Raw genomic sequence first — 17,413 nt, forward strand, 5'->3', positions numbered from 1 at the left:
TCGGAGCGCACGGGCGGCCGCTTTCGCGGCTTGCCGGGGCTGCATCGGTGACGGCCGATTCCCGCCGGTCATCGGGTGCGCGACCCGCTGTACTGGATCTTGCCGCCGCCACCCGGCGGCGTCCGATCCGGCGCCGAGCCGATGCCGAGCCAGCGGGAGAAGCACCGTGCCCACCGCCAAATCCCCCGTACCTGCTTCCCTACCCGAACCTGCGCCCGTCCCGGGTCCCGACACCGAAGGCCGCTCGGTGCCCGGCAGCGGCGGCCATACCCCTGCCCCCGACGCACCCGCGCACTGGTCCGCCGTCGTCGGCGTGGCGCTGGGCATCTTCACCATCGTCACCAGCGAGATCCTGCCGATCGGCATGCTGACCGGCCTCGCCGACGACTTCGGCGTCTCCGACGGCCGGGCGGGTCTCCTCATGACGCTGCCGGGAGTGCTCGCCGCGCTGTGCGCTCCCCTCGTCGCGGTCGCCGTCGGCCGCGTCGACCGGCGGATCGTGCTCACCGTGCTGATGGCCCTGCTCGTCCTGGCGAACCTGCTGACGGCGTGCGCGCCCGCGTTCTGGGTCGTGCTCGTCGCCCGGGCGCTGGTCGGCCTGGTCATCGGCGGCTTCTGGTCGATCGGCGCCGGACTGGCGCCACGGCTGGTGCCCGCCGCCTCCGTGGCGACCGCCACCGCGGTGGTCTTTGCGGCGGTCCCGGCGGGCTCCGTCCTCGGCGTACCCGCGGGCACGCTGCTGGGCCAACACGTGGGTCGGCGCGCCGCGTTCGTGGTCCTGGCGGCGCTCGCGCTGGCGGTGGCCGTCCTGCTCGCGACGGCACTGCCCGCGCTGCCGGTCGGCACGGTGACAAGGCCGCGTACGCTCGCGGCTCTGCTCCGGACCCGCGGCGTGCGGGCGGGCCTCGCGGTGACGGGTCTGATCGTGGTCGGGCACTTCGCCGCGTACACGTACGTCACCGCGTTCCTCCGCGACACCACCCACGTGGACGGCACGCGTATCACCGTGTTCCTGCTCCTCTACGGCGCCGCCGGGGTCGCCGGCAACTTCGTCGCGGGCGTCACGCTCGCCCGGGGACCGCGCGCGACGTTCGCGGCGTCCGCGATCGGGATCGCCGCCGCCGTGCTGCTGTTCCCCGTCCTCGGACGGTCGTGGCCGGGAGCGGTGGGGCTGCTGGTCGTCTGGGGGTTCGCGTACGGCGCCGTCCCGGCAGCGTCGCAGACCTGGTTCGCACGCTCGGCGCCGAACGCGCCCGAGGCGGCCATGGTGGTCTTCACCTCGTCGTTCCAGGCGACCCTTGCCGGCGGCGCCTTGCTCGGCGGTGTCGTCGTCGACGCCACGTCGGCGTCCGCCGTCATGGTGCTCTCGGGCGTCGTCTGCCTGGCCACGGCCGCGACGGTGGCGCTCTCCGCCGGGCCGAAAGGCGATTGATCCACAGGCGGTGGTCGCAAGACCTGTCACCTTCAAGGGTGACCAGTCGGCACCTCGGGCGGTTTACAGGGCGACGGCCGGTGAGGACTCCGGCGCCGGGCCGGGGGCGGCAACCGCTCCGGGTCGAGCGGAGCCGCCACCGCGGTGCTCTACCGTGCTCTCTGCGGGGCGGCCGGCGGTGCGGCCCGGCGGTGTGCGGGTGACGATGCGGCAAAGCGGGCGAGGGGCGGCGGCAACAGGTGGGCAGTGGCGTCAAGCAGTCGCTGGGGCGGGAGTTCGGGTGGCTGTGGGCGTCGTACGCTACGGGCACCCTCGGCACCTGGCTCGCCTTCGGCGCGTTCCCGCTGATCGCGATCATGACCCTGGACGCCGGGCCCGCCGAGGTGGCGGTGCTCGCGGCCTCCGGGCCTGCGGTGGGTGCGGTTCTGGCGGTGCCGACGGGGCCGTGGGTCGAGTTCCGCCGCAAGCGCCCGGTGATGATCGGGGCGGACCTCGTCCGGTGCGCGGCCATGGCGAGCGTGCCGGTGGCGTACGCGCTCGATGCGCTCTCCCTGGTACAGCTCGTGCTCGTGTCGGTGGTCGTCGCGGCGGCGGACATCACGTTCCTGGCGGCAGGGGGCGCGTATCTGAAGTCCCTGTTGCCGCCTGATCAGTTGCTCGTCGCCAACGCCCGGCTCGAAGGCACGAACTGGACCGCCTCCGTGCTCGGGCCGCCCGCGGGCGGCGCCATGATCGGACTGTTCGGACCGCTGGTCACGGTGGCGGCGGACGCGGCCAGCTACCTGCTCTCCGCGACGGGGATCCGCGCGATAGGCCGCCGGGAGCCGCGCCCTTCGCGGGTGAAGGACCCGGCGGCGCCGGGGTCGCGGATGCGGGCCGGGGACCTGCTCGACGGGTGGCGGCACATCCTGTCCGACCCCGTGCTGCGGCCGCTGTTCTTCAACGGGGTGCTGGTCAACGGTCTGATCATGGCGTCCGCGCCGCTGCTGGCCGTCCTGATGCTCGACGACTACGGCTTCGCCCCGTGGCAGTACAGCCTCGCCTTCGCGGTGCCGTGCGTCGGCGGGCTCGTCGGCTCCCGGCTCGCGCCCGGCCTGGTGGCGGCCTACGGGCAGCACCGGGTCCTGCTGGCGGCCGGGACGTTGCGGGCGTGCTGGCCCCTGGGGCTGGCGTTCATCGGCCCGGGAGTGTCCGGGCTCATCCTCGTGATGGCCGTCGAGTTCGGACTCATCGCCTGCTGCGGAGTGTTCAACCCGGTGCTCGCCACGCGGCGGCTCCTGCACACGGACACGGACCGGGTCGCCCGGGTGCTCACCGCGTGGTCGGTGACCAACAAGGCCTCTATCGCGGCCATGACCGCCCTGTGGGGGCTCCTTGCCGCCGCGTTGAACAGCCCGCGTACCGCGATCGGCATCGCCGGTCTGCTGCTGCTCGCGACGCCGCTGCTCCTCCCCCGGCATCCGCCGCGCGGCGAGGGCGACGAGGCCGGGGAGAGCCCGGATGAGCGGGAGGGTCGCGACGGCTCGGACAGCCGGGACGGCGAGGACGCGGCGTACGACGCGGTTCAGCCGTAGGCCGCGGTTCGGTCCTGGGACGCGGTTCGGCCTGCCCGGTTCACCCGTGGGTCGTCGCCGCACCCCTCGTCTTGTCGGCGAAAGGTCCGGTGCCGGTGAAGGCGAGTGCCGCGAAGCGTTCGGCAATGAGGCGGTGGGTGGCCGCGTCCGGGTGGATGCGGTCGGGGAGCGGGAGTTCGGCGGCGTCGGCTTCGCCGTACAGTTCGAGGCCGTCGAGGTAGTGCAGGTTCGGGTCGGCGGCGGCCCGGTGCGCCACGATGCGGGCGAGTTCGGCGCGGATCGTGGTCAACGTGAGGCGCGTACGGTCGGCCGGGTCGCCGGTGGCCCGGAAGCCCATGCGCCCGGCGGCCAGTTCGTCGGGGTCCGGGAACGCGGGGCCCGGCGTGTCCTCGTGGATCGCGCAGTGGATGGACGAGACGACCAGCAGCGGCGTGGTCGGATGCCCCTCGCGGATGGTGTCGAGGAACCCGTGCACCGCAGGGGCGAAGGCGCGCAGGCGCATCAGGTCGTGGTTGACCAGGTTGATGCCGAGCTTGACGCTGATCAGGTCCGCGGACGTCTCGCGCATGCTGCGGGCGGTGAACGGGTCGAGCAGCGCGCTGCCGCCGAAACCGAGATTGACCAGGTCGACACCGCCGAGTGCGGCGGCGAGGGCGGGCCAGGTGGTGGTCGGGCTCGCGGCGTCGGAGCCGTGGCTGATCGAACTACCGTGGTGCAGCCAGACCTTGCGGCCGCGGTCGGGCACCTGCTCGACGGGGGCGTCGGTACGCAGCGCGACCAGCTCGGTGGTCTCGTTGTGCGGAAGCCAGATCTCGACGTCCTTCAGGTCGGACGGCAGCCCCGCGAACCGGAGGTGCCCGGGGCACCCCGTCGGGTCTCGGCGGTTCCGGCGGCCATGTCGACGACCAGCGTGTCGCCGCCGGCCACGGTGCCCTGGGCGGTGAGGCGGCCGTCGAGGAGCAGGTCGTACACGCCGTCGGGACGCGGCGGAGCGCCGGGGTAGACGCGCTTGGTCGGCACGGTGTCGAGTTCGACGGCCGTCGCGCGGGTCCGGAAGGCCAGACGTACGCCTGACGGCTGCGACTCGGCCATCGCCAACTGCCCGTCGAGCCACTGGGCACGCGCCCACGCGGGCAGCCGATGCGGCAGCAGGCCGCGGTCGGTGCGCTCCAAATCGAGGGCGCCGCGCAGCAGTTCGGCGGAGATGGGGGTGCTGACGAGGTTCTCGGCGGGGTGGGACATGAGTGTTGCCCTCGTGGTCGGTGGAGCGGTCGGTGGGTTGGCCGCGCAGCGCCGGTCAGGACGCCGGCGCCGGTCAAAACGGCAGCCGGTCACGACGGCAGCGCGGGTCAGGACGCCGGCGGGTCGGCCGCGGGCCAGTTCCGCAGCAGGGCGTCGAGGGCGTCGAGCATGCGCGACCAGGTCTCCTGCGTGTCGGGGGCGCTATGGCTGAAGCCCCCTCCCATCTCCAGCGAGATGTACCCGTGGAAGACACTGCCGAGCATGCGTACGGCGTGGGTCTGGTCCGGTTCGGCGAGGTCGTAGCCGCGCAGGAGCGCGCGCGTCATCTGCGCGTGCCGGACCCCGGCACTGGCCGCCGCGGTCTCGGCGTCGAGACGCAGTTGCGCGGCGGCGTAGCGGCCCGGGTGCTCACGGGCGTAGTCGCGGTAGACGTCCGCGAACGCGGTCAGCGCGTCCTTGCCCGCACGTCCGGCCAGCGCGGCGGCGACCCGGTCGGCCATCTCCTCGAGGGCGAGCAGGGCGATCCGGGTCTTGAGCTCCTGGGAACTCGCCAAGTGCGAGTAGAGGCTCGCGACCTTCACGTCGAACCGCCGCGCGACCGCCGAAAGGGTCACCTGGTCGAAGCCGGCCTCGTCGGCCAGTTCGGCGCCCGCCCGGGCCAGGCGTTCAGCGGTCAGTCCAGCGCGTGCCATGCCCGTCCTGCCTCTCTGTCGGCAGAACCGAGTATGCATCTGCCTAACACTTTTAGGCAAAAGGCAAAAATCCTTAGCTTTGCGAGGCGGCCTGGGCGGCCACCACCCGGTCGGCGGCGGTGCAGGAGGCATACTCGGTGGGACGGACGGCGGGGACGGGGACGGACCGGTCCGTCACCGCCACGTGCCCCCGGGACACGATCGGCCTTGTATCCGCTGCCTGTTGCGGGCAGGCTCCGCCGCATGGCCGAACTCGATCTTGCAGTCCGCGACCTGCTCGCGAAGCAGGCGATCACCGAAGTCGTCTACACCTACTGCCGTGCCCTGGACCGCATGGACCGCGACCTCGCGCTGTCGGTGTGGCATCCGGGCGGCACCGCCGACTACCCGCCGATGTTCAGCGGCACCGGCGAGGGCTTCGTCGACTGGGTGTGGAAGGCGCACGAGGCGCTGACCTCGCACTCCCACCAGATCACCAACATCCTGATCCAGATCGGCGCGGACGGCACGAGCGCGGTGAGCGAGTCGTACGTCACCGTCCTGCTCCGCGGCCCCGGCGCCGACGACTCGGCGATCTCCGAGATCACCACGCGCGGCCGGTACGTCGACCGCTGGTCACTCCGCGACGGCCGCTGGGCCGTCGACTCGCGGCGCCACATTCTGGACGCCCAGACCGTGCAGACGATCCCGCGCGAACTCGCCGACTTCGTGCCGCCGGAGGACGCGGGCCGCCGCGACACCGACGACCCGTCGTACGCGGTCTTCCGGCCGTAGCGCCGACCTTCTCGGGCCGACGCGCCACGGCCGCTCCTCAGCGGCCGTCCGCCCACTCGGTGACGTCGACGGTGTCACCGATCGCGAGCTTGCCCGGGCGTACGACCGAGTACTGCGCGCCGAACAGCACCCCGCCGCTCGCGCCACGGCGGTACGTGGCCAGCGTACGCAGCGGCTCCGGCCCGGCCTTCACGCCGCGGACCTGGTCGACGGTGGTGACGACGCAGCGCCCGGCCTGCTTGGCGAAGGCGAGTTCGGTGTTGCCGACGAGCATCCGGCGCACGTCGTCCTCGCGATGCGGCTCGGTCCAGCCGTCGACCACGATGTTCGGCCGGAAGCGCGTCATGGGCAGCGGACCCGCGTCGCCGAGGCGCGCGTTGAGCCCGTCGAGCGACGCGCGCGACACCACGAGCAGGGCCCCGCTGTCCGCGAACGCCGCCGTGCCGGGGACCAGCCCGGGCGTGACCCGCTCGTGCTCGGGCGGCACCCGGACCAGGCGGCTCGGCACCCCGAGGACGCCGGTCAGCCACGCGGCGACCGCGTCGCCCTGGTCGATGCCGCGGTACGGCGTCCCGAACATCTCGATGTCGACGCGCGGCGACTCGGTGTCCACGTCCAGGAACAGTTCGCCCGCTTCCGCCGCGCGCAGCGCCAGTCGCCGCCCGTCGGCGTCGATCCCCGCGTGCACGACGGACAGCCGGGGGTCGGTGCGCTGGCTGCGGAAGACACCGCGGTCGTCGACGACCATGAAGGTCCGGTCGTGCGCGATCCCGGCGTCGGTCAGCACGGCCTCGGACGCCGGCAGCGCCGCGCACCCCTTGACCGGATAGACGTTGAGTTCGACGACCGATGCCATGGCGACAGAATATCCGGGCTGGTCACGCCCCTCGGAATCCCGCCTGCCGCCGCGCCGCCGGGCTACAGCTCCTCACCCGACAGCAGCGGCTCGAAGGCCTCGTACGCCTCGATGTTCCGGAAGTGGCGCGCGTACAGGTCGGCGCCGTCGCCCAGGTCGTCCCGGAGCACCGGGGCGACGTCCACGACGTGGCGCAGCGTCCAGGTGACCGTACGCCCGTCCTCGTTCAGGTACGACGTCTGCGCCGCCCGGCCCAGAGCCTCCGCCTTCGCCCGCGCCTCGTCCTCCCCCACCGCGCGCACCAGCACGAAGCTCTCCTGGAACAGCGGCGCGTCCCCCGGCACGTGGGACTCGCTCACCAGCACCGCAACGTAGCTCTGCATCCCGACCACGCTACCCACCGGGTCCCGGTACGAGGCCGTCCGCGCCCTCGAACACGCCGAGTGGATCGAGGCGGCCGAGACCGTCCGGGGCGGCGCCCGAACGGAGCGGACCGTCTACCGCACCTGACGGACGTCGGCGCGGCCTGCGCTGCGCCGCAGTCCGCTGCGGCTCAGTCCGCCACGGCTCGTTCTCGGGCCGGCGAGTACAAGTGGCTTTCGCAGAAGCCGGTTTCGTCGCCGAGCACCCCGCCGACCATGATGACGGCCACGGACTTGATGCCGTTGTCGTGGACGAGGGACGACAGGTCGGCGAGGCGGCCGCGGACGACGAGTTCGTCCGGGCGGGACGCGCGGGCGACCACGGCCACCGGACATTCCGCGCCGTAGAGCGGCACCAACTCGTCGACGATGCGGGCGGTTTCGCGGACCGCGAGGTGCAGGACGAGGAGCGCCCGGGACTGCCCGAGGGTGGCCAGGTCCTCGCCGGGCGGCATCGCCGTGGAGTTGTTGGAGACACGCGTCAGGACGACGGTCTGGCCGACCCCGGGCAGGGTGAGTTCGCGGCCGAGGGTGGCCGCGGCGGCGGCGAACGCCGGTACGCCCGGGGTCAGGTCGTACGGGATCCCCAGCGCGTCCAGGCGGCGCATCTGCTCGCCCACCGCGCTGAAGAACGAGGTGTCGCCGGAGTGCAGGCGCACCACGTCCAGGCCGTCGGCGTGGACGGTCCGCATCTCCGCCACGATCTCGTCGAGGGTGAGGTTCGCGGTGTCGACGAGCCGGGCTTCGGGCGGTGCGGAGTCGAGGAGTTCGCGCGGGACGAGGGCACCCGCGTACAGGCACACCGCGGCGTTCTCGACGAGCCGCAGGCCGCGTACGGTGATCAGGTCGGCGGCGCCGGGGCCCGCGCCGACAAAGTGCACGGTCATGCGGTGGACTCCTCCCGGAACTGGGCGGACGGTTCGCGGTCGGCCTCGGCGAGGCCGGGTTTCACCGCGACCCATTGCGTGACCGGCATCAGGGTGCGCCAGCCGGTGAACCGGCCGACGGGGGTCGAGCGGCTGATCTGAATGCGGGTCAGGTCCCCGCCCAACTCGGCCCGGTGGCGCACCAGTTCCGCTTCGGTCTCGGCTGTGACGGCGTTGGCGACGAGGCGTCCGCCGGGGCGCAGGGCCGCCCAGCAGCGCTCCACCACACCGGGCACGGTCAGGCCGCCGCCGATGAACACCGCGTCGGGGGTGTCGGTGTCGGCGAGGAGGTCCAGGGCTCCGGGCGCCGCGCCGACGAGGACGTACAGCCAGGGCACCCCGAGGTCGGCGGCGTTCGCGCGTACGCGGTCGGCGCGTTCCTCGTGGGACTCGATCGCGACCGCGCGGCAGGCGTCGTGCGAGCGCAGCCACTCGATGCCGATGCTGCCGCTGCCCGCCCCGACGTCCCACAGCAGTTCGCCCGGGCGCGGGGCGAGGGCCGCGAGCGTGACCGCGCGGACCTCACGCTTCGTCAACTGGCCGTCGCTGCGGTACGCGTCGTCGGGCAGACCGGGAACCGTGCCGGCCGGGACCGGGGGCGGGGCCGGAGCCGCGGTTGTCGGAGCCGGAGCCGGGGCAGCGGTTGCCGGAGCCGGGGCGGGGGCCGCCGCGGGCGGCCGCTCAGGCATCCTCGCCGCCTTCCAGATCTCCCTCGACCTCCAGGTACGCATCCCGCAGCCCCGCCAGCGTCGCCGCCTCGGGCTTTTCCCACAGCCCGCGGTCCGCCGCCTCGATCAGCCGCTCGGCGATGCCGCGCAGCGCCCACGGGTTGGAGGTCCGCATGAACTCGCGGTTCTCCGGATCGAGCACGTACTCGGCGGCGAGGCGCTCGTACATCCAGTCCTGCACCACGCCCGTCGTCGCGTCGTAGCCGAACAAGTAGTCGACCGTCGCGGCGAGTTCGAACGCCCCCTTGTACCCGTGCCGCCGCATCGCCTCGATCCAGCGGGGGTTCACCACGCGGGCCCGGAACACCCGGGCGGTCTCCTGCTCCAGTGTCCGGGTCCGGACCGCGTCGGGCATCGTCGAGTCGCCGATGTACGCCGCGGGTGCGGTCCCGGTCAGCGCGCGCACCGCCGCGACCATGCCGCCGTGGTACTGGAAGTAGTCGTCGGAGTCGGCGATGTCGTGTTCGCGCGTGTCGGTGTTCTTGGCGGCGACGGCGATGCGGCGGTACGCGCCCTCCATGTCCTGCCGCGCGAACACCCCGTCCAGGCCCCGGCCGTACGCGTAGCCGCCCCACGTCGCGTAGACCTCGGCCAGGTCCGCATCGTCGCGCCAGGTCCGGGAGTCGATGAGCGGCAGCAGCCCGGCCCCGTACGCGCCCGGGCGCGAGCCGAACACGCGTGTGGTGGCCCGGCGTTCGTCGCCGTGCTCGGCGATGTCGGAACGCACGTGCGCGCGCACGAAGTTGTCCTCGTCGGACTCCTCCAGCCCGGCGGCCAGCCGCACCGCGTCGTCGAGCAGCAGCACCACGTGTGGGAAGGCGTCCCGGAAGAACCCGGAGATGCGCACCGTCACATCGACGCGCGGGCGGCCGAGTTCGGCGAGCGGGACGGGCTCCAGGCCGGTGACGCGCCGCGACGCGTCGTCCCAGACCGGGCGTATGCCGAGCAGCGCCAACACCTCGCCGACGTCGTCGCCGCTGGTGCGCATGGCGCTCGTGCCCCACACCGACAGCCCCACCGAGCGCGGCCAGTCCCCGGTGTCCGCACGGTACTTGGCGAGCAGCGAGTCGGCGAGCGCCTGGCCGGTGTCCCACGCGAGGCGGCTGGGCACCGCCTTGGGGTCGACGGTGTAGAAGTTGCGGCCGGTCGGCAGCACGTTGACCAGGCCGCGCAGCGGCGAACCGGAGGGCCCGGCCGCGACGTAGCCGCCGTCGAGGGCGTGCAGCACCGCGCCGATCTCGTCGCCCGTTCGGTCGAGCCGGGGCACGACCTCGGTGGCCGCGAAGACTAGTACGTCGGTGACGGCCGACAGGTCCGCACCGGGGACGCCGTCCAGCACCTCGGCCGACACGATGGTCGCGGCGGCCGGGTCCCAGCCGCGCGCCTCCATGCCCGCGACCAGCGCGAAGGCCCGCGCCTCGGCGTCGTCCGTGTCGCGGCGCCCGGCGGTGCCGCCCTCCACCAGGCCCAGGGCCTCGCGGAGTCCGGGCAGCGCGGCGGTACGCCCGCCCCACACCTGACGCGCCCTCAGCATCGCGGTGACCAGGTTGACCCGGCCCTCCCCCGTAGGCGCCGTCCCCAGCACGTGCAGCCCCTCACGGATCTGCGCGTCCTTGACCTCGCACAGCCAGCCGTCCAGGTGCAGCAGGAAGTCGTCGAACTCCGCCTCGTGCGGGCGGTCGTCGATGCCCAGGTCGTGGTCGAGCCGGGCGGCCTGCACTAGTGTCCAGATCTGTGCCTGCACGGCCGGCGCCTTGGCCGGGTCCAGTGCCGAGACGTTGGCGTACTCGTCGAGCAACTGCTCCAGGCGCGTCAGGTCGCCGTACGTCTCGGCCCGCGCCATCGGCGGCACCAGGTGGTCCACGATGACCGCGTGCGCGCGGCGCTTGGCCTGCGCGCCCTCGCCCGGGTCGTTGACCAGGAACGGGTAGATGAGCGGCAGGTCGCCGAGCACCGCGTCCGGCCCGCACTCGGCGGACAGGCCCAGGTTCTTGCCCGGCAGCCATTCCAGCGTGCCGTGCTTGCCCAGGTGCACGAGCGCGTTCGCGCCGAACCCGCCGGCATCGCGGGCGGCGTCGAGCCACCAGTAGGCGGCCAGGTAGTGGTGACTGGGCGGCAGGTCGGGGTCGTGGTAGATGGCGACGGGGTTCTCGCCGAAACCGCGCGGCGGCTGGATGATCAGCACGATGTTGCCGGCGCGGAGGGCGGCGAGGACGATCTCGCCGTCGGGGTCGTGCGAGTGGTCGACGTACAGCTCGCCGGGCGGCGGGCCCCAGTGCTCCTCGATGTTGGCGCGCAGGCCGACCGGGAGCCGGGCGTACCGCTTGCGGTACTCGGCGGCGCCGATGCGCACCGGGTTGCCTTCGAGCTGGGCCTCGGACAACCACTCGGGGTCCTGGCCGCCCGCCGCGATGAGGGCGTGGATGAGCGCGTCGCCGTTCGGGGGTTCGATGCCGGGCAGGGCGTCGGGGCCGTCTACCGGGCCGACGTCGTATCCGACGTCGCGCAGCGCGCGCAGCAGCGCGACGGCACTTGCGGGTGTGTCGAGTCCGACCGCGTTGCCGATGCGCGCGTGCTTGGTCGGGTACGCGGAAAGCACGACACCCACCCGGCGTTCTGCGGCCGGGACGTGGCGCAGCTGGGCATGGCGTACCGCGATGCCCGCGACGCGCGCGGCCCGCTCGGGGTCGGCGGCGTAGTACGTGAGGCCGTCGGCGCCGGTCTCCTTGAAGGAGAACGGCACGGTGATCAGGCGGCCGTCGAACTCGGGCACGGCGACCTGGGTCGCGGCGTCCATGGGCGACAGGCCCGCGTCGCCGGCCTCCCACTCCGCGCGGCTGGTGGTGAGGCTGAGCGCCTGGAGGACGGTGATGTCGAGGCCGGCCAAGGCGCCGACGTCCCACGCCTCGTCGTCGCCGCCCGCGGAGACCTCGGCGGGCCGGGCGCCGCCCGCGGCGAGGACCGTGACGAGCAGTGCGTCCAGTTCGCCCAGCGCGTCGAACAGCGCGGGTTCGGCGCCGCGCAGCGAGGCGCACCACACCGGGACCGCCCGGCCCCCGGCGTCCTCGATCGCGTCGCAAAGCGCGGACACGAAGGCGGTGTTCCCGGCGAGGTGGTGGGCGCGGTAGTAGAGCACGCCGACGCCGGGGGCGCCGGGGTTGCGGGTCGGGCGATCCAGGCGGCCCCAGGCGGCGACCTCGACGGGCGGCTCGAAGCCGTGCCCGGTCAGCAGGAGGGTGTCGGAGAGGAACCCGTGGAGGTTCGTGAGGTTCTCGGCGCCGCCCTGGGCGAGGTACGCGTGGGCCTGGGCGCTCACCCCCGCCGGGACGGTGGCCAGCTCCATGAGCGCGGCGTCGGGGGCCTGTTCGCCGGATACGACCACCACCGGGCGCGGGCCCGCGAGCAGCGCGTCGAGGCCTTCCTCCCAGGCGCGGCGGCCGCCGAGGAGGCGGACGACGACGAGATCGCAGCCGTCGACGAGGGCGGGCAGGTCCTCGGGCGAGGTGCGGGAGGGGTTCGCGAGCCGCCACGCGCCCGCACTGGCCTTGGCGCTGAGCAGGTCGGTGTCGGAGGTGGAGAGGAGGAGGATCACCGGGCCACCTCCGCGCGGCGCGCTGTCGCGTCCGGGGCGAAGGCGGGGGTGCCCGCGGGTATGCGTACGCGTGGTGCGGCCTGCGGGCACGACGGAGTCGTCACTGTGCGCGCCTCTCCGGGGTCCTCGCCCCATCGGACAACAGGGGTGGAACGCGCAGTTCCTGACTCCCGCACCGCACCGCTGCCTCCGGCAGCCGCGCGGGCGGTCACAGTGGCGGGACCGTGCCGGACTTGCACCGGCTTCCTGTCCGCGTCCTCCCCGCACCGACGAGGGCCGGTGCGGGGTCAGCATCGCCTAGGGCACCACAGTCCCGCAAGTTCGGGCGGCTTCCCGCGATACGTAACGATTCAGGAAAACAGTCGAAAAGCATACTCTGACCAACAACACGGTCTAACTTCGTATATATGCCAGGTAGTTGGAGCGCACGAGGATGTGCGGACCGGCGTGCACTCCTCCTGGAGTACCTCGTGGAGCGCGCGCCCCGGCACTGGGCGGCGATGATCGCGCACGGCGCGCGGACCATGGCCCCGGTCGAGTGGCGCGGCGAGCCGCCCGCCGAACAGGCGGCGCGCATGGCCCGGGTGCAGTTGTCGCGCGTGGTCGAGGGACCGGCGTACGCCTTCGACGACGTGGCGGTTCGCGCGCTGCTCACCGCCTCGGTCGGCCTCCGCCTCCCGATGGCGGCCGAAGTGCTGCCCGCCACCCGGGGGTTGCTGATGTTCCAGTTCCCGGTCGGCGTCGACCCGTCGGACAACTGCACGCCGCTCACCGCCGCGACGTGGGGGCCGAGCCTGCCCCGGCACTTCGCGGGCGTATGGCTGACCTGGTGGTTCGACGCGGAGGCCGCCGCGGCGCGCGAGGTACGCGAGGGGCGGCTGTCCGAGACGGAGGCGCGCCTCGGCCTCGCCCACGTGGGACCGTGGCTGCCCGCGGGGCATCTGACGGTGCCGTACGTGCCCATCCTGGAGACGCGGCTGTGGCCCCGGCGCGCGTCCGACCGCGTGGATCCCGAAGCGCTGATGGTGCGGGCGATAGCGGGGTCGTGGCTGGCGCTGACACACGGCCTGCTGCGCCCGGTGCCGGCCGCCACCGAGCTGACGAGCCCTCAACCACCGGGCTCCGCACCGCTGGTGGGCCTGCACATGGTGCGGGCGGCGGGCCGCGATCCGGCCCTGCTCGCCTCCGGCATCCGGGCCGCCGCCGACGGCGCGGCCGCGGCGGCTCGGCACCGCTACGGCCCGGTGCGGGACTTCACCGGACGCCCGTACCCGCCGGAGCCCGACGACGGCGTGGCATGACGGGACTTGGCGGCGCCGGGTCGGCCGTTCATGGGACTGCCGCTCAGTCTCTGCCGCCCACGCCGCTGAGCACCGCCTGCTGCTCGGCCCGGGTCTACTCGCTTCCCGTACGCGACCAGAACTCCTGCCACGACGCCCACTTCTCCGGCAGTTCGGCCCGCGTGATGAGGGGGTTGCCGGGGAAGTTGTACCGGTCCGCGACCTGGAGCGGGTGCTCCTGCACATCCGCCGCGTAGAACACCTTGGGCTTGCGGCTGCGGAAGTACCAGCGGCCGTCCCGGCGTTCGTAGCGGTCCCAGTACTGCATGGGCATGACCACCCAGAGGTCGCCCACTTCGTGCTCGGGACGGCAGTAGACGACTCCGATGGCGTGGTCCTCGTCCACCAGGTCGATGATGTGGTTGCCGATCAGGTGGAACGTGATGCCGTACGGCCGCAGTACCGGGTCGAACCAGCGGGCCAGCGCCTCGCGGCCCACGCCGCCCTCGCCGGTCTGCACGTCGTCGACGAAGAGCGAGGCGAGCGCCGGCACGTCGCGGCTGTCGAGCGCGAGCGCGTACCGGGCGGCGAGCTGTCGGATCTCCTCGTACGCCTCCAGCCGCGCGAGGCGGTCGGTCTCGGTCCCGGTCATGCTGCCGCTCCTCGGGTGGTCCACTCCCCCGTCGATCAAGGTCCCCGCCAGTCTGACACACCGTCAGATAGCTGGGCTCAGACGTCCTCGTCCAGCAGCCCCAGCTCGTGGGCGAGGACCGCGGCCTGCGCCCGACTGCGCACCCCGAGCTTGGGGAGGATGCGGCTCACGTGCGTTTTGGTCGTGGCCTCCGCCATGGCCAGGTGCTCCGCGATCTCCTGGTTCGACAGACCGCGCCCGAGGCACACGAAGACCTCGCGCTCGCGCGGCGTCAGCGAGTCGAGCGCCGCCTGGGCCGCCGAGTCGGGACGCGCTCCCGCCTTCGAGCCCGCGTCGGTCGCGAAAGCGGCGATCAGACGGCGGGTCACCGAGGGGGCGATCATGCCCTCGCCGCGCGCGACCAGGCGAACCGCCTCGGTGAGCACCTCGGCGTCGGAATCCTTCAGCAGGAAGCCGGACGCCCCCGCCCGCAGCGCGCCGAAGACGTACTCGTCGAGGTCGAACGTCGTCAGCACCAGCACGTCGGCAAGACCGTCGCGCACCACCTCGCGGGTCGCGGCCACACCGTCCATGCGCGGCATCTGCACGTCCATGAGCACGACGTCGGGGCGGAGCTCGCGCGCCAGCCGGACGGCCTCCTCGCCGTCCGAAGCCTCGCCGACGACCTCGATCCCCGGCGCCGACCCCAGGATCAGGACCAGCCCGGCGCGGACCGCGCCCTGGTCCTCCGCGACGACGATGCGAATGGTGCCGGCGGTGCCTGTGTCCATGCTCTGCCTGTCTCCCCGGTGCGGTGGTCTCGTGGTCGTGCTGTCGTGCTGTCGTGCTGTCGTGCGGTCAGAGCGTCCGGTTGTCAGGTCGTCGTGCCGTCAGGTCGTGCGGTGGATCGGCCGGCCCGAGCCTTGGGCGCCGCCCGGGTCCCCGAGCGGCAACTCGGCCCTGACCTGCCAGCAGGCCGTCTTGCCGTCCGTCCCCTTCCCGGGCCCGGCCGATTCCTCCGGCCTCGGCCCCGCCTCGAACGACCCGCCGAGCAGGGACGCCCGCTCGCGCATGCCGACCAGGCCCGCGCCCGCGCCGGGTGCGCGCGGCCCGTCGCCGGGGACGTACGGGCTTTCCACCGCGACCACGAGGCGCCGCGTCGACTGCACGAGACGCACCTTCACCATCCCCGGGGCCGCGTGCTTGAGCGCGTTCGTCAGCGACTCCTGGACGATCCGGAACGCCGCCAGCTCCACCGGGGCAGGCAGCTGCCGGCCGCCGCCGTTGAGCCTGCGGTCGTCGAGCGAGAACTCCAGCCCGTTGTCGGCGCCGCTGCGGGACGCGCGGGCGAGCATCGCGTCCAGCGAGTCCAACCTCGGTACGGCCGCCTGCGCCCCTTCGTGGTCCCCCGCGAACGCCGTCTCGCCACCGCCGCTGCCGCGCAGCAGCCCGATCAGCCGCCGCATCTCCGCGAGCCCCTGCACACTGCTCTCCCGGATCACCGCCAGCGCCCGGGACGTCGCCTCCGGATCGTTCTTCGCGACCGTCATCGCGGCCGTCGAGTGGATCGCGATCGCGGAGAGGTGGTTGGCCACCACGTCGTGCAACTCGCGTGCCATCCGCGCGCGTTCCTGTTCGACCGCGGAACGCCTGTCCAATTCCGCCAGCAGCGCCGTCTGTTCGGCACGCAGGCGTTCGGCCGCCGCCTCGTCGCGGTGGGTCCTGATGATCCAGCCGGTCCACGCGGACGTCAGCGTCACCAGGCCGGCGAACACGCCGACGATGAGCGCCTTGACGTCGCGCAGGACGCTGAGCGCGACCACGGTGCTGAGGATCGTGAACACGACGCAGGCCGGCGCGACCCGGCGGGCGGTGCGGAGCGGTGCGTACAGGGCGGCCGCGTAGATCAGGTCGGCGAAGAGGACGACGGTGGCGACGTTCGGCACCGTCGTCTGGTCCACGACGACCGTGACGGTGCCGATCGCCAGGGCGGTGCGCGGCGCGCTCCGGCGCAGCACCGTCGTGCAGGCCATGACCGTGAGCGGGATCAGGGTCAGCGCGCGGGGCAGATCGTGGTACGAGTCGTTCAGGCCGACGGCCCACACCGCGACGCCGCCCACCCAGCCGGCGGCGGCGAGCAGCAGGTCGTGGGGATGGGGGCGCTTCCGTGCCATGCCGGCCTTTCGAGTGCGGGTGCCGAGTCGGGGCTGCGGCGGTGATGCGGGGGTCTGGCTGCGTGGTCCTGCCGTGGGGTCCTGCCGTGGGGTCGGTCGGGTCGTGCTGTACGAGTCCATCGCACCACGTGCGACTACGCCACGCCGCCCTCCCCGGGGCGTGTCCATGGTGACTCCGCGTACATCGAACTATGCAGCCCACGATCGTCGCACCCGACGACGATTCGGGGGCCCTTCGCCGGGAGTCTGGAAGCAGGACGGAAGCCCGAGCGGCGACAAAGGAGACCGTGATGATGATCGCCCTGATCGTCGGGTGCGAGATCGCCTTCTGGGTGATCCTGGCCCTCGCGCTGACCACGAGGTACATCTTCCGCCTGCGGCGCACGAGCACGGCGCTGCTGATCGCCGTACCGCTCGTCGACGTGGTCCTGCTGGTCGCCACGGTCGTCGACTTGAGCAACGGGGCGACCGCCGACTTCAAGCACGGGCTGTCGGCCGCGTACATCGGCTTCTCGGTCGCGTACGGGCACTACATCATCAAGTGGGCCGACGCCCGGTTCGCACACCGCTTCGCGGGCGGTCCCCCGCCGGTCAAGCCGCCGAAGTACGGCATGGCCCGGGCCGCGCACGAATGGAAGTTCGCCGGCATGACCGCGGTGGCCGGCGGTGTGTCCGCCGGGCTGCTCCAGCTGGCGATCTGGACGATCGACGACTCTTCCCGGACCGAGGAGTTGTCGGCATGGCAGTGGCGGATGGGCGTGGCCGCCGGGATCAACGCCATCGTGGCCCTGACGTACACCATCTGGCCCAAGGAGCGCCCGGGCGGCGACGGGGACGGCGGCCAGCGCCGCGACGGGCAACGCGACCCGCGGATCGACAAATACCTGAGCGGCAAGTACTAGGACCCCGGTGAGGGATCGTTTCGGGTAGGCCGTGTCGGAGGGATCCCTCGGACACGGCCCACCGTCGGCTCAGCCCATGTGGGGGTAGTGGTGGTCGGTGGGTGGGACGAAGGTCTCCTTGATGGTGCGGGTGCTGGTCCACCGCATCAGGTTCTGCTTCGCGCCGGCCTTGTCGTTCGTCCCCGACC

The 17,413-nt window shown here is 73.1% G+C and carries 14 protein-coding genes, 1 pseudogene and 1 riboswitch; of the genes and pseudogenes, 5 read left to right on the plus strand and 10 right to left on the minus strand.

All coding sequences use genetic code 11. The features are described from left to right. Positions 1-166: 166 nt before the first annotated feature. Both ACWD12_RS25415 and ACWD12_RS25420 read left to right on the plus strand, forming a co-directional pair. On the plus strand, positions 167-1,432 hold the full coding sequence (locus ACWD12_RS25415) for an MFS transporter (protein WP_450101489.1): 1,266 nt from the start codon (positions 167-169) through the stop codon (positions 1,430-1,432). A gap of 239 nt (positions 1,433-1,671) precedes the next feature. Next, entirely contained in the window at positions 1,672-3,006 is a 1,335-nt protein-coding gene (locus tag ACWD12_RS25420) for an MFS transporter (protein ID WP_450101490.1), read from the plus strand. A gap of 40 nt (positions 3,007-3,046) precedes the next feature. Here ACWD12_RS25420 and ACWD12_RS25425 read toward each other — a convergent pair. Next, positions 3,047-4,248, minus strand: a pseudogene (locus tag ACWD12_RS25425) (GDSL-type esterase/lipase family protein). A 107-nt stretch (positions 4,249-4,355) separates the two neighbouring features. Then, positions 4,356-4,940 (minus strand): TetR/AcrR family transcriptional regulator, encoded by a 585-nt coding sequence (locus ACWD12_RS25430; RefSeq protein ID WP_450101491.1) that lies wholly within the window; start codon positions 4,938-4,940, stop codon positions 4,356-4,358. A gap of 243 nt (positions 4,941-5,183) precedes the next feature. Here ACWD12_RS25430 and ACWD12_RS25435 point away from each other — a divergent pair, with 243 nt between their 5' ends. Continuing rightward, on the plus strand, positions 5,184-5,714 hold the full coding sequence (locus ACWD12_RS25435; RefSeq protein ID WP_450101492.1) for a nuclear transport factor 2 family protein: 531 nt from the start codon (positions 5,184-5,186) through the stop codon (positions 5,712-5,714). 37 nt (positions 5,715-5,751) lie between these two features. Here ACWD12_RS25435 and ACWD12_RS25440 read toward each other — a convergent pair whose 3' ends face one another. From ACWD12_RS25440 to cobN, 5 genes are all read right to left on the minus strand, one after another. Continuing rightward, entirely contained in the window at positions 5,752-6,570 is an 819-nt protein-coding gene (locus tag ACWD12_RS25440) for an MOSC domain-containing protein (RefSeq protein WP_450101493.1), read from the minus strand. 62 nt (positions 6,571-6,632) lie between these two features. Continuing rightward, positions 6,633-6,953 (minus strand): DUF4288 domain-containing protein, encoded by a 321-nt coding sequence (locus tag ACWD12_RS25445; protein WP_450101494.1) that lies wholly within the window; start codon positions 6,951-6,953, stop codon positions 6,633-6,635. A gap of 170 nt (positions 6,954-7,123) precedes the next feature. Continuing rightward, positions 7,124-7,879 carry a precorrin-4 C(11)-methyltransferase gene (cobM, locus tag ACWD12_RS25450; protein WP_450101495.1) on the minus strand — a complete coding sequence of 252 codons (756 nt, stop codon included), beginning with the start codon at positions 7,877-7,879 and terminating at the stop codon, positions 7,124-7,126. Next, positions 7,876-8,607, minus strand: coding sequence for a precorrin-6Y C5,15-methyltransferase (decarboxylating) subunit CbiT (cbiT, locus tag ACWD12_RS25455; protein WP_450101496.1), 732 nt, complete (start codon positions 8,605-8,607; stop codon positions 7,876-7,878). Before cbiT ends, cobM begins: the two co-directional genes overlap by 4 nt. Beyond that, positions 8,600-12,238, minus strand: a complete 3,639-nt coding sequence (gene cobN / locus ACWD12_RS25460) for a cobaltochelatase subunit CobN (RefSeq protein ID WP_450101497.1) — start codon at positions 12,236-12,238, stop codon at positions 8,600-8,602. The genes cbiT and cobN overlap by 8 nt, the downstream gene beginning before the upstream one ends. A gap of 157 nt (positions 12,239-12,395) precedes the next feature. Continuing rightward, a riboswitch (cobalamin riboswitch) is annotated at positions 12,396-12,487 on the minus strand. Between the two features lie 221 nt (positions 12,488-12,708). Here cobN and ACWD12_RS25465 point away from each other — a divergent pair. After that, a complete protein-coding gene (locus ACWD12_RS25465) occupies positions 12,709-13,539 on the plus strand; it encodes a hypothetical protein (protein ID WP_358356834.1) in 831 nt (276 codons plus the stop codon). Between the two features lie 94 nt (positions 13,540-13,633). Here ACWD12_RS25465 and ACWD12_RS25470 read toward each other — a convergent pair whose 3' ends face one another. The 3 genes from ACWD12_RS25470 to ACWD12_RS25480 form a co-directional block, all read right to left on the minus strand. Next, positions 13,634-14,170 carry a nuclear transport factor 2 family protein gene (locus tag ACWD12_RS25470; RefSeq protein WP_450101498.1) on the minus strand — a complete coding sequence of 179 codons (537 nt, stop codon included), beginning with the start codon at positions 14,168-14,170 and terminating at the stop codon, positions 13,634-13,636. Positions 14,171-14,247: 77 nt separating this feature from the next. Continuing rightward, positions 14,248-14,940 (minus strand): response regulator, encoded by a 693-nt coding sequence (locus ACWD12_RS25475; RefSeq protein ID WP_450101499.1) that lies wholly within the window; start codon positions 14,938-14,940, stop codon positions 14,248-14,250. Positions 14,941-15,039: 99 nt separating this feature from the next. Next, on the minus strand, positions 15,040-16,323 hold the full coding sequence (locus tag ACWD12_RS25480) for a sensor histidine kinase (RefSeq protein WP_450101500.1): 1,284 nt from the start codon (positions 16,321-16,323) through the stop codon (positions 15,040-15,042). A 290-nt stretch (positions 16,324-16,613) separates the two neighbouring features. Here ACWD12_RS25480 and ACWD12_RS25485 point away from each other — a divergent pair, with 290 nt between their 5' ends. After that, complete coding sequence (locus tag ACWD12_RS25485) at positions 16,614-17,225, plus strand: hypothetical protein (RefSeq protein ID WP_450101501.1); 612 nt, start codon at positions 16,614-16,616, stop codon at positions 17,223-17,225. Positions 17,226-17,413: the final 188 nt, after the last annotated feature.

This window comes from Streptodolium elevatio (assembly GCF_053592165.1).

Coding starts and splice junctions, on each gene's coding strand:
- ACWD12_RS25430 (WP_450101491.1), bottom strand. CDS start 4,940: ATGGCACGCGCTGGACTGACCGCTGAACGCCTGGCCCGGGCGGGCGCC.
- ACWD12_RS25475 (WP_450101499.1), bottom strand. CDS start 14,940: ATGGACACAGGCACCGCCGGCACCATTCGCATCGTCGTCGCGGAGGAC.
- ACWD12_RS25485 (WP_450101501.1), top strand. CDS start 16,614: ATGATGATCGCCCTGATCGTCGGGTGCGAGATCGCCTTCTGGGTGATC.
- ACWD12_RS25480 (WP_450101500.1), bottom strand. CDS start 16,323: ATGGCACGGAAGCGCCCCCATCCCCACGACCTGCTGCTCGCCGCCGCC.
- cobM (WP_450101495.1), bottom strand. CDS start 7,879: ATGACCGTGCACTTTGTCGGCGCGGGCCCCGGCGCCGCCGACCTGATC.
- ACWD12_RS25470 (WP_450101498.1), bottom strand. CDS start 14,170: ATGACCGGGACCGAGACCGACCGCCTCGCGCGGCTGGAGGCGTACGAG.
- cbiT (WP_450101496.1), bottom strand. CDS start 8,607: ATGCCTGAGCGGCCGCCCGCGGCGGCCCCCGCCCCGGCTCCGGCAACC.
- ACWD12_RS25445 (WP_450101494.1), bottom strand. CDS start 6,953: ATGCAGAGCTACGTTGCGGTGCTGGTGAGCGAGTCCCACGTGCCGGGG.
- ACWD12_RS25435 (WP_450101492.1), top strand. CDS start 5,184: ATGGCCGAACTCGATCTTGCAGTCCGCGACCTGCTCGCGAAGCAGGCG.
- ACWD12_RS25440 (WP_450101493.1), bottom strand. CDS start 6,570: ATGGCATCGGTCGTCGAACTCAACGTCTATCCGGTCAAGGGGTGCGCG.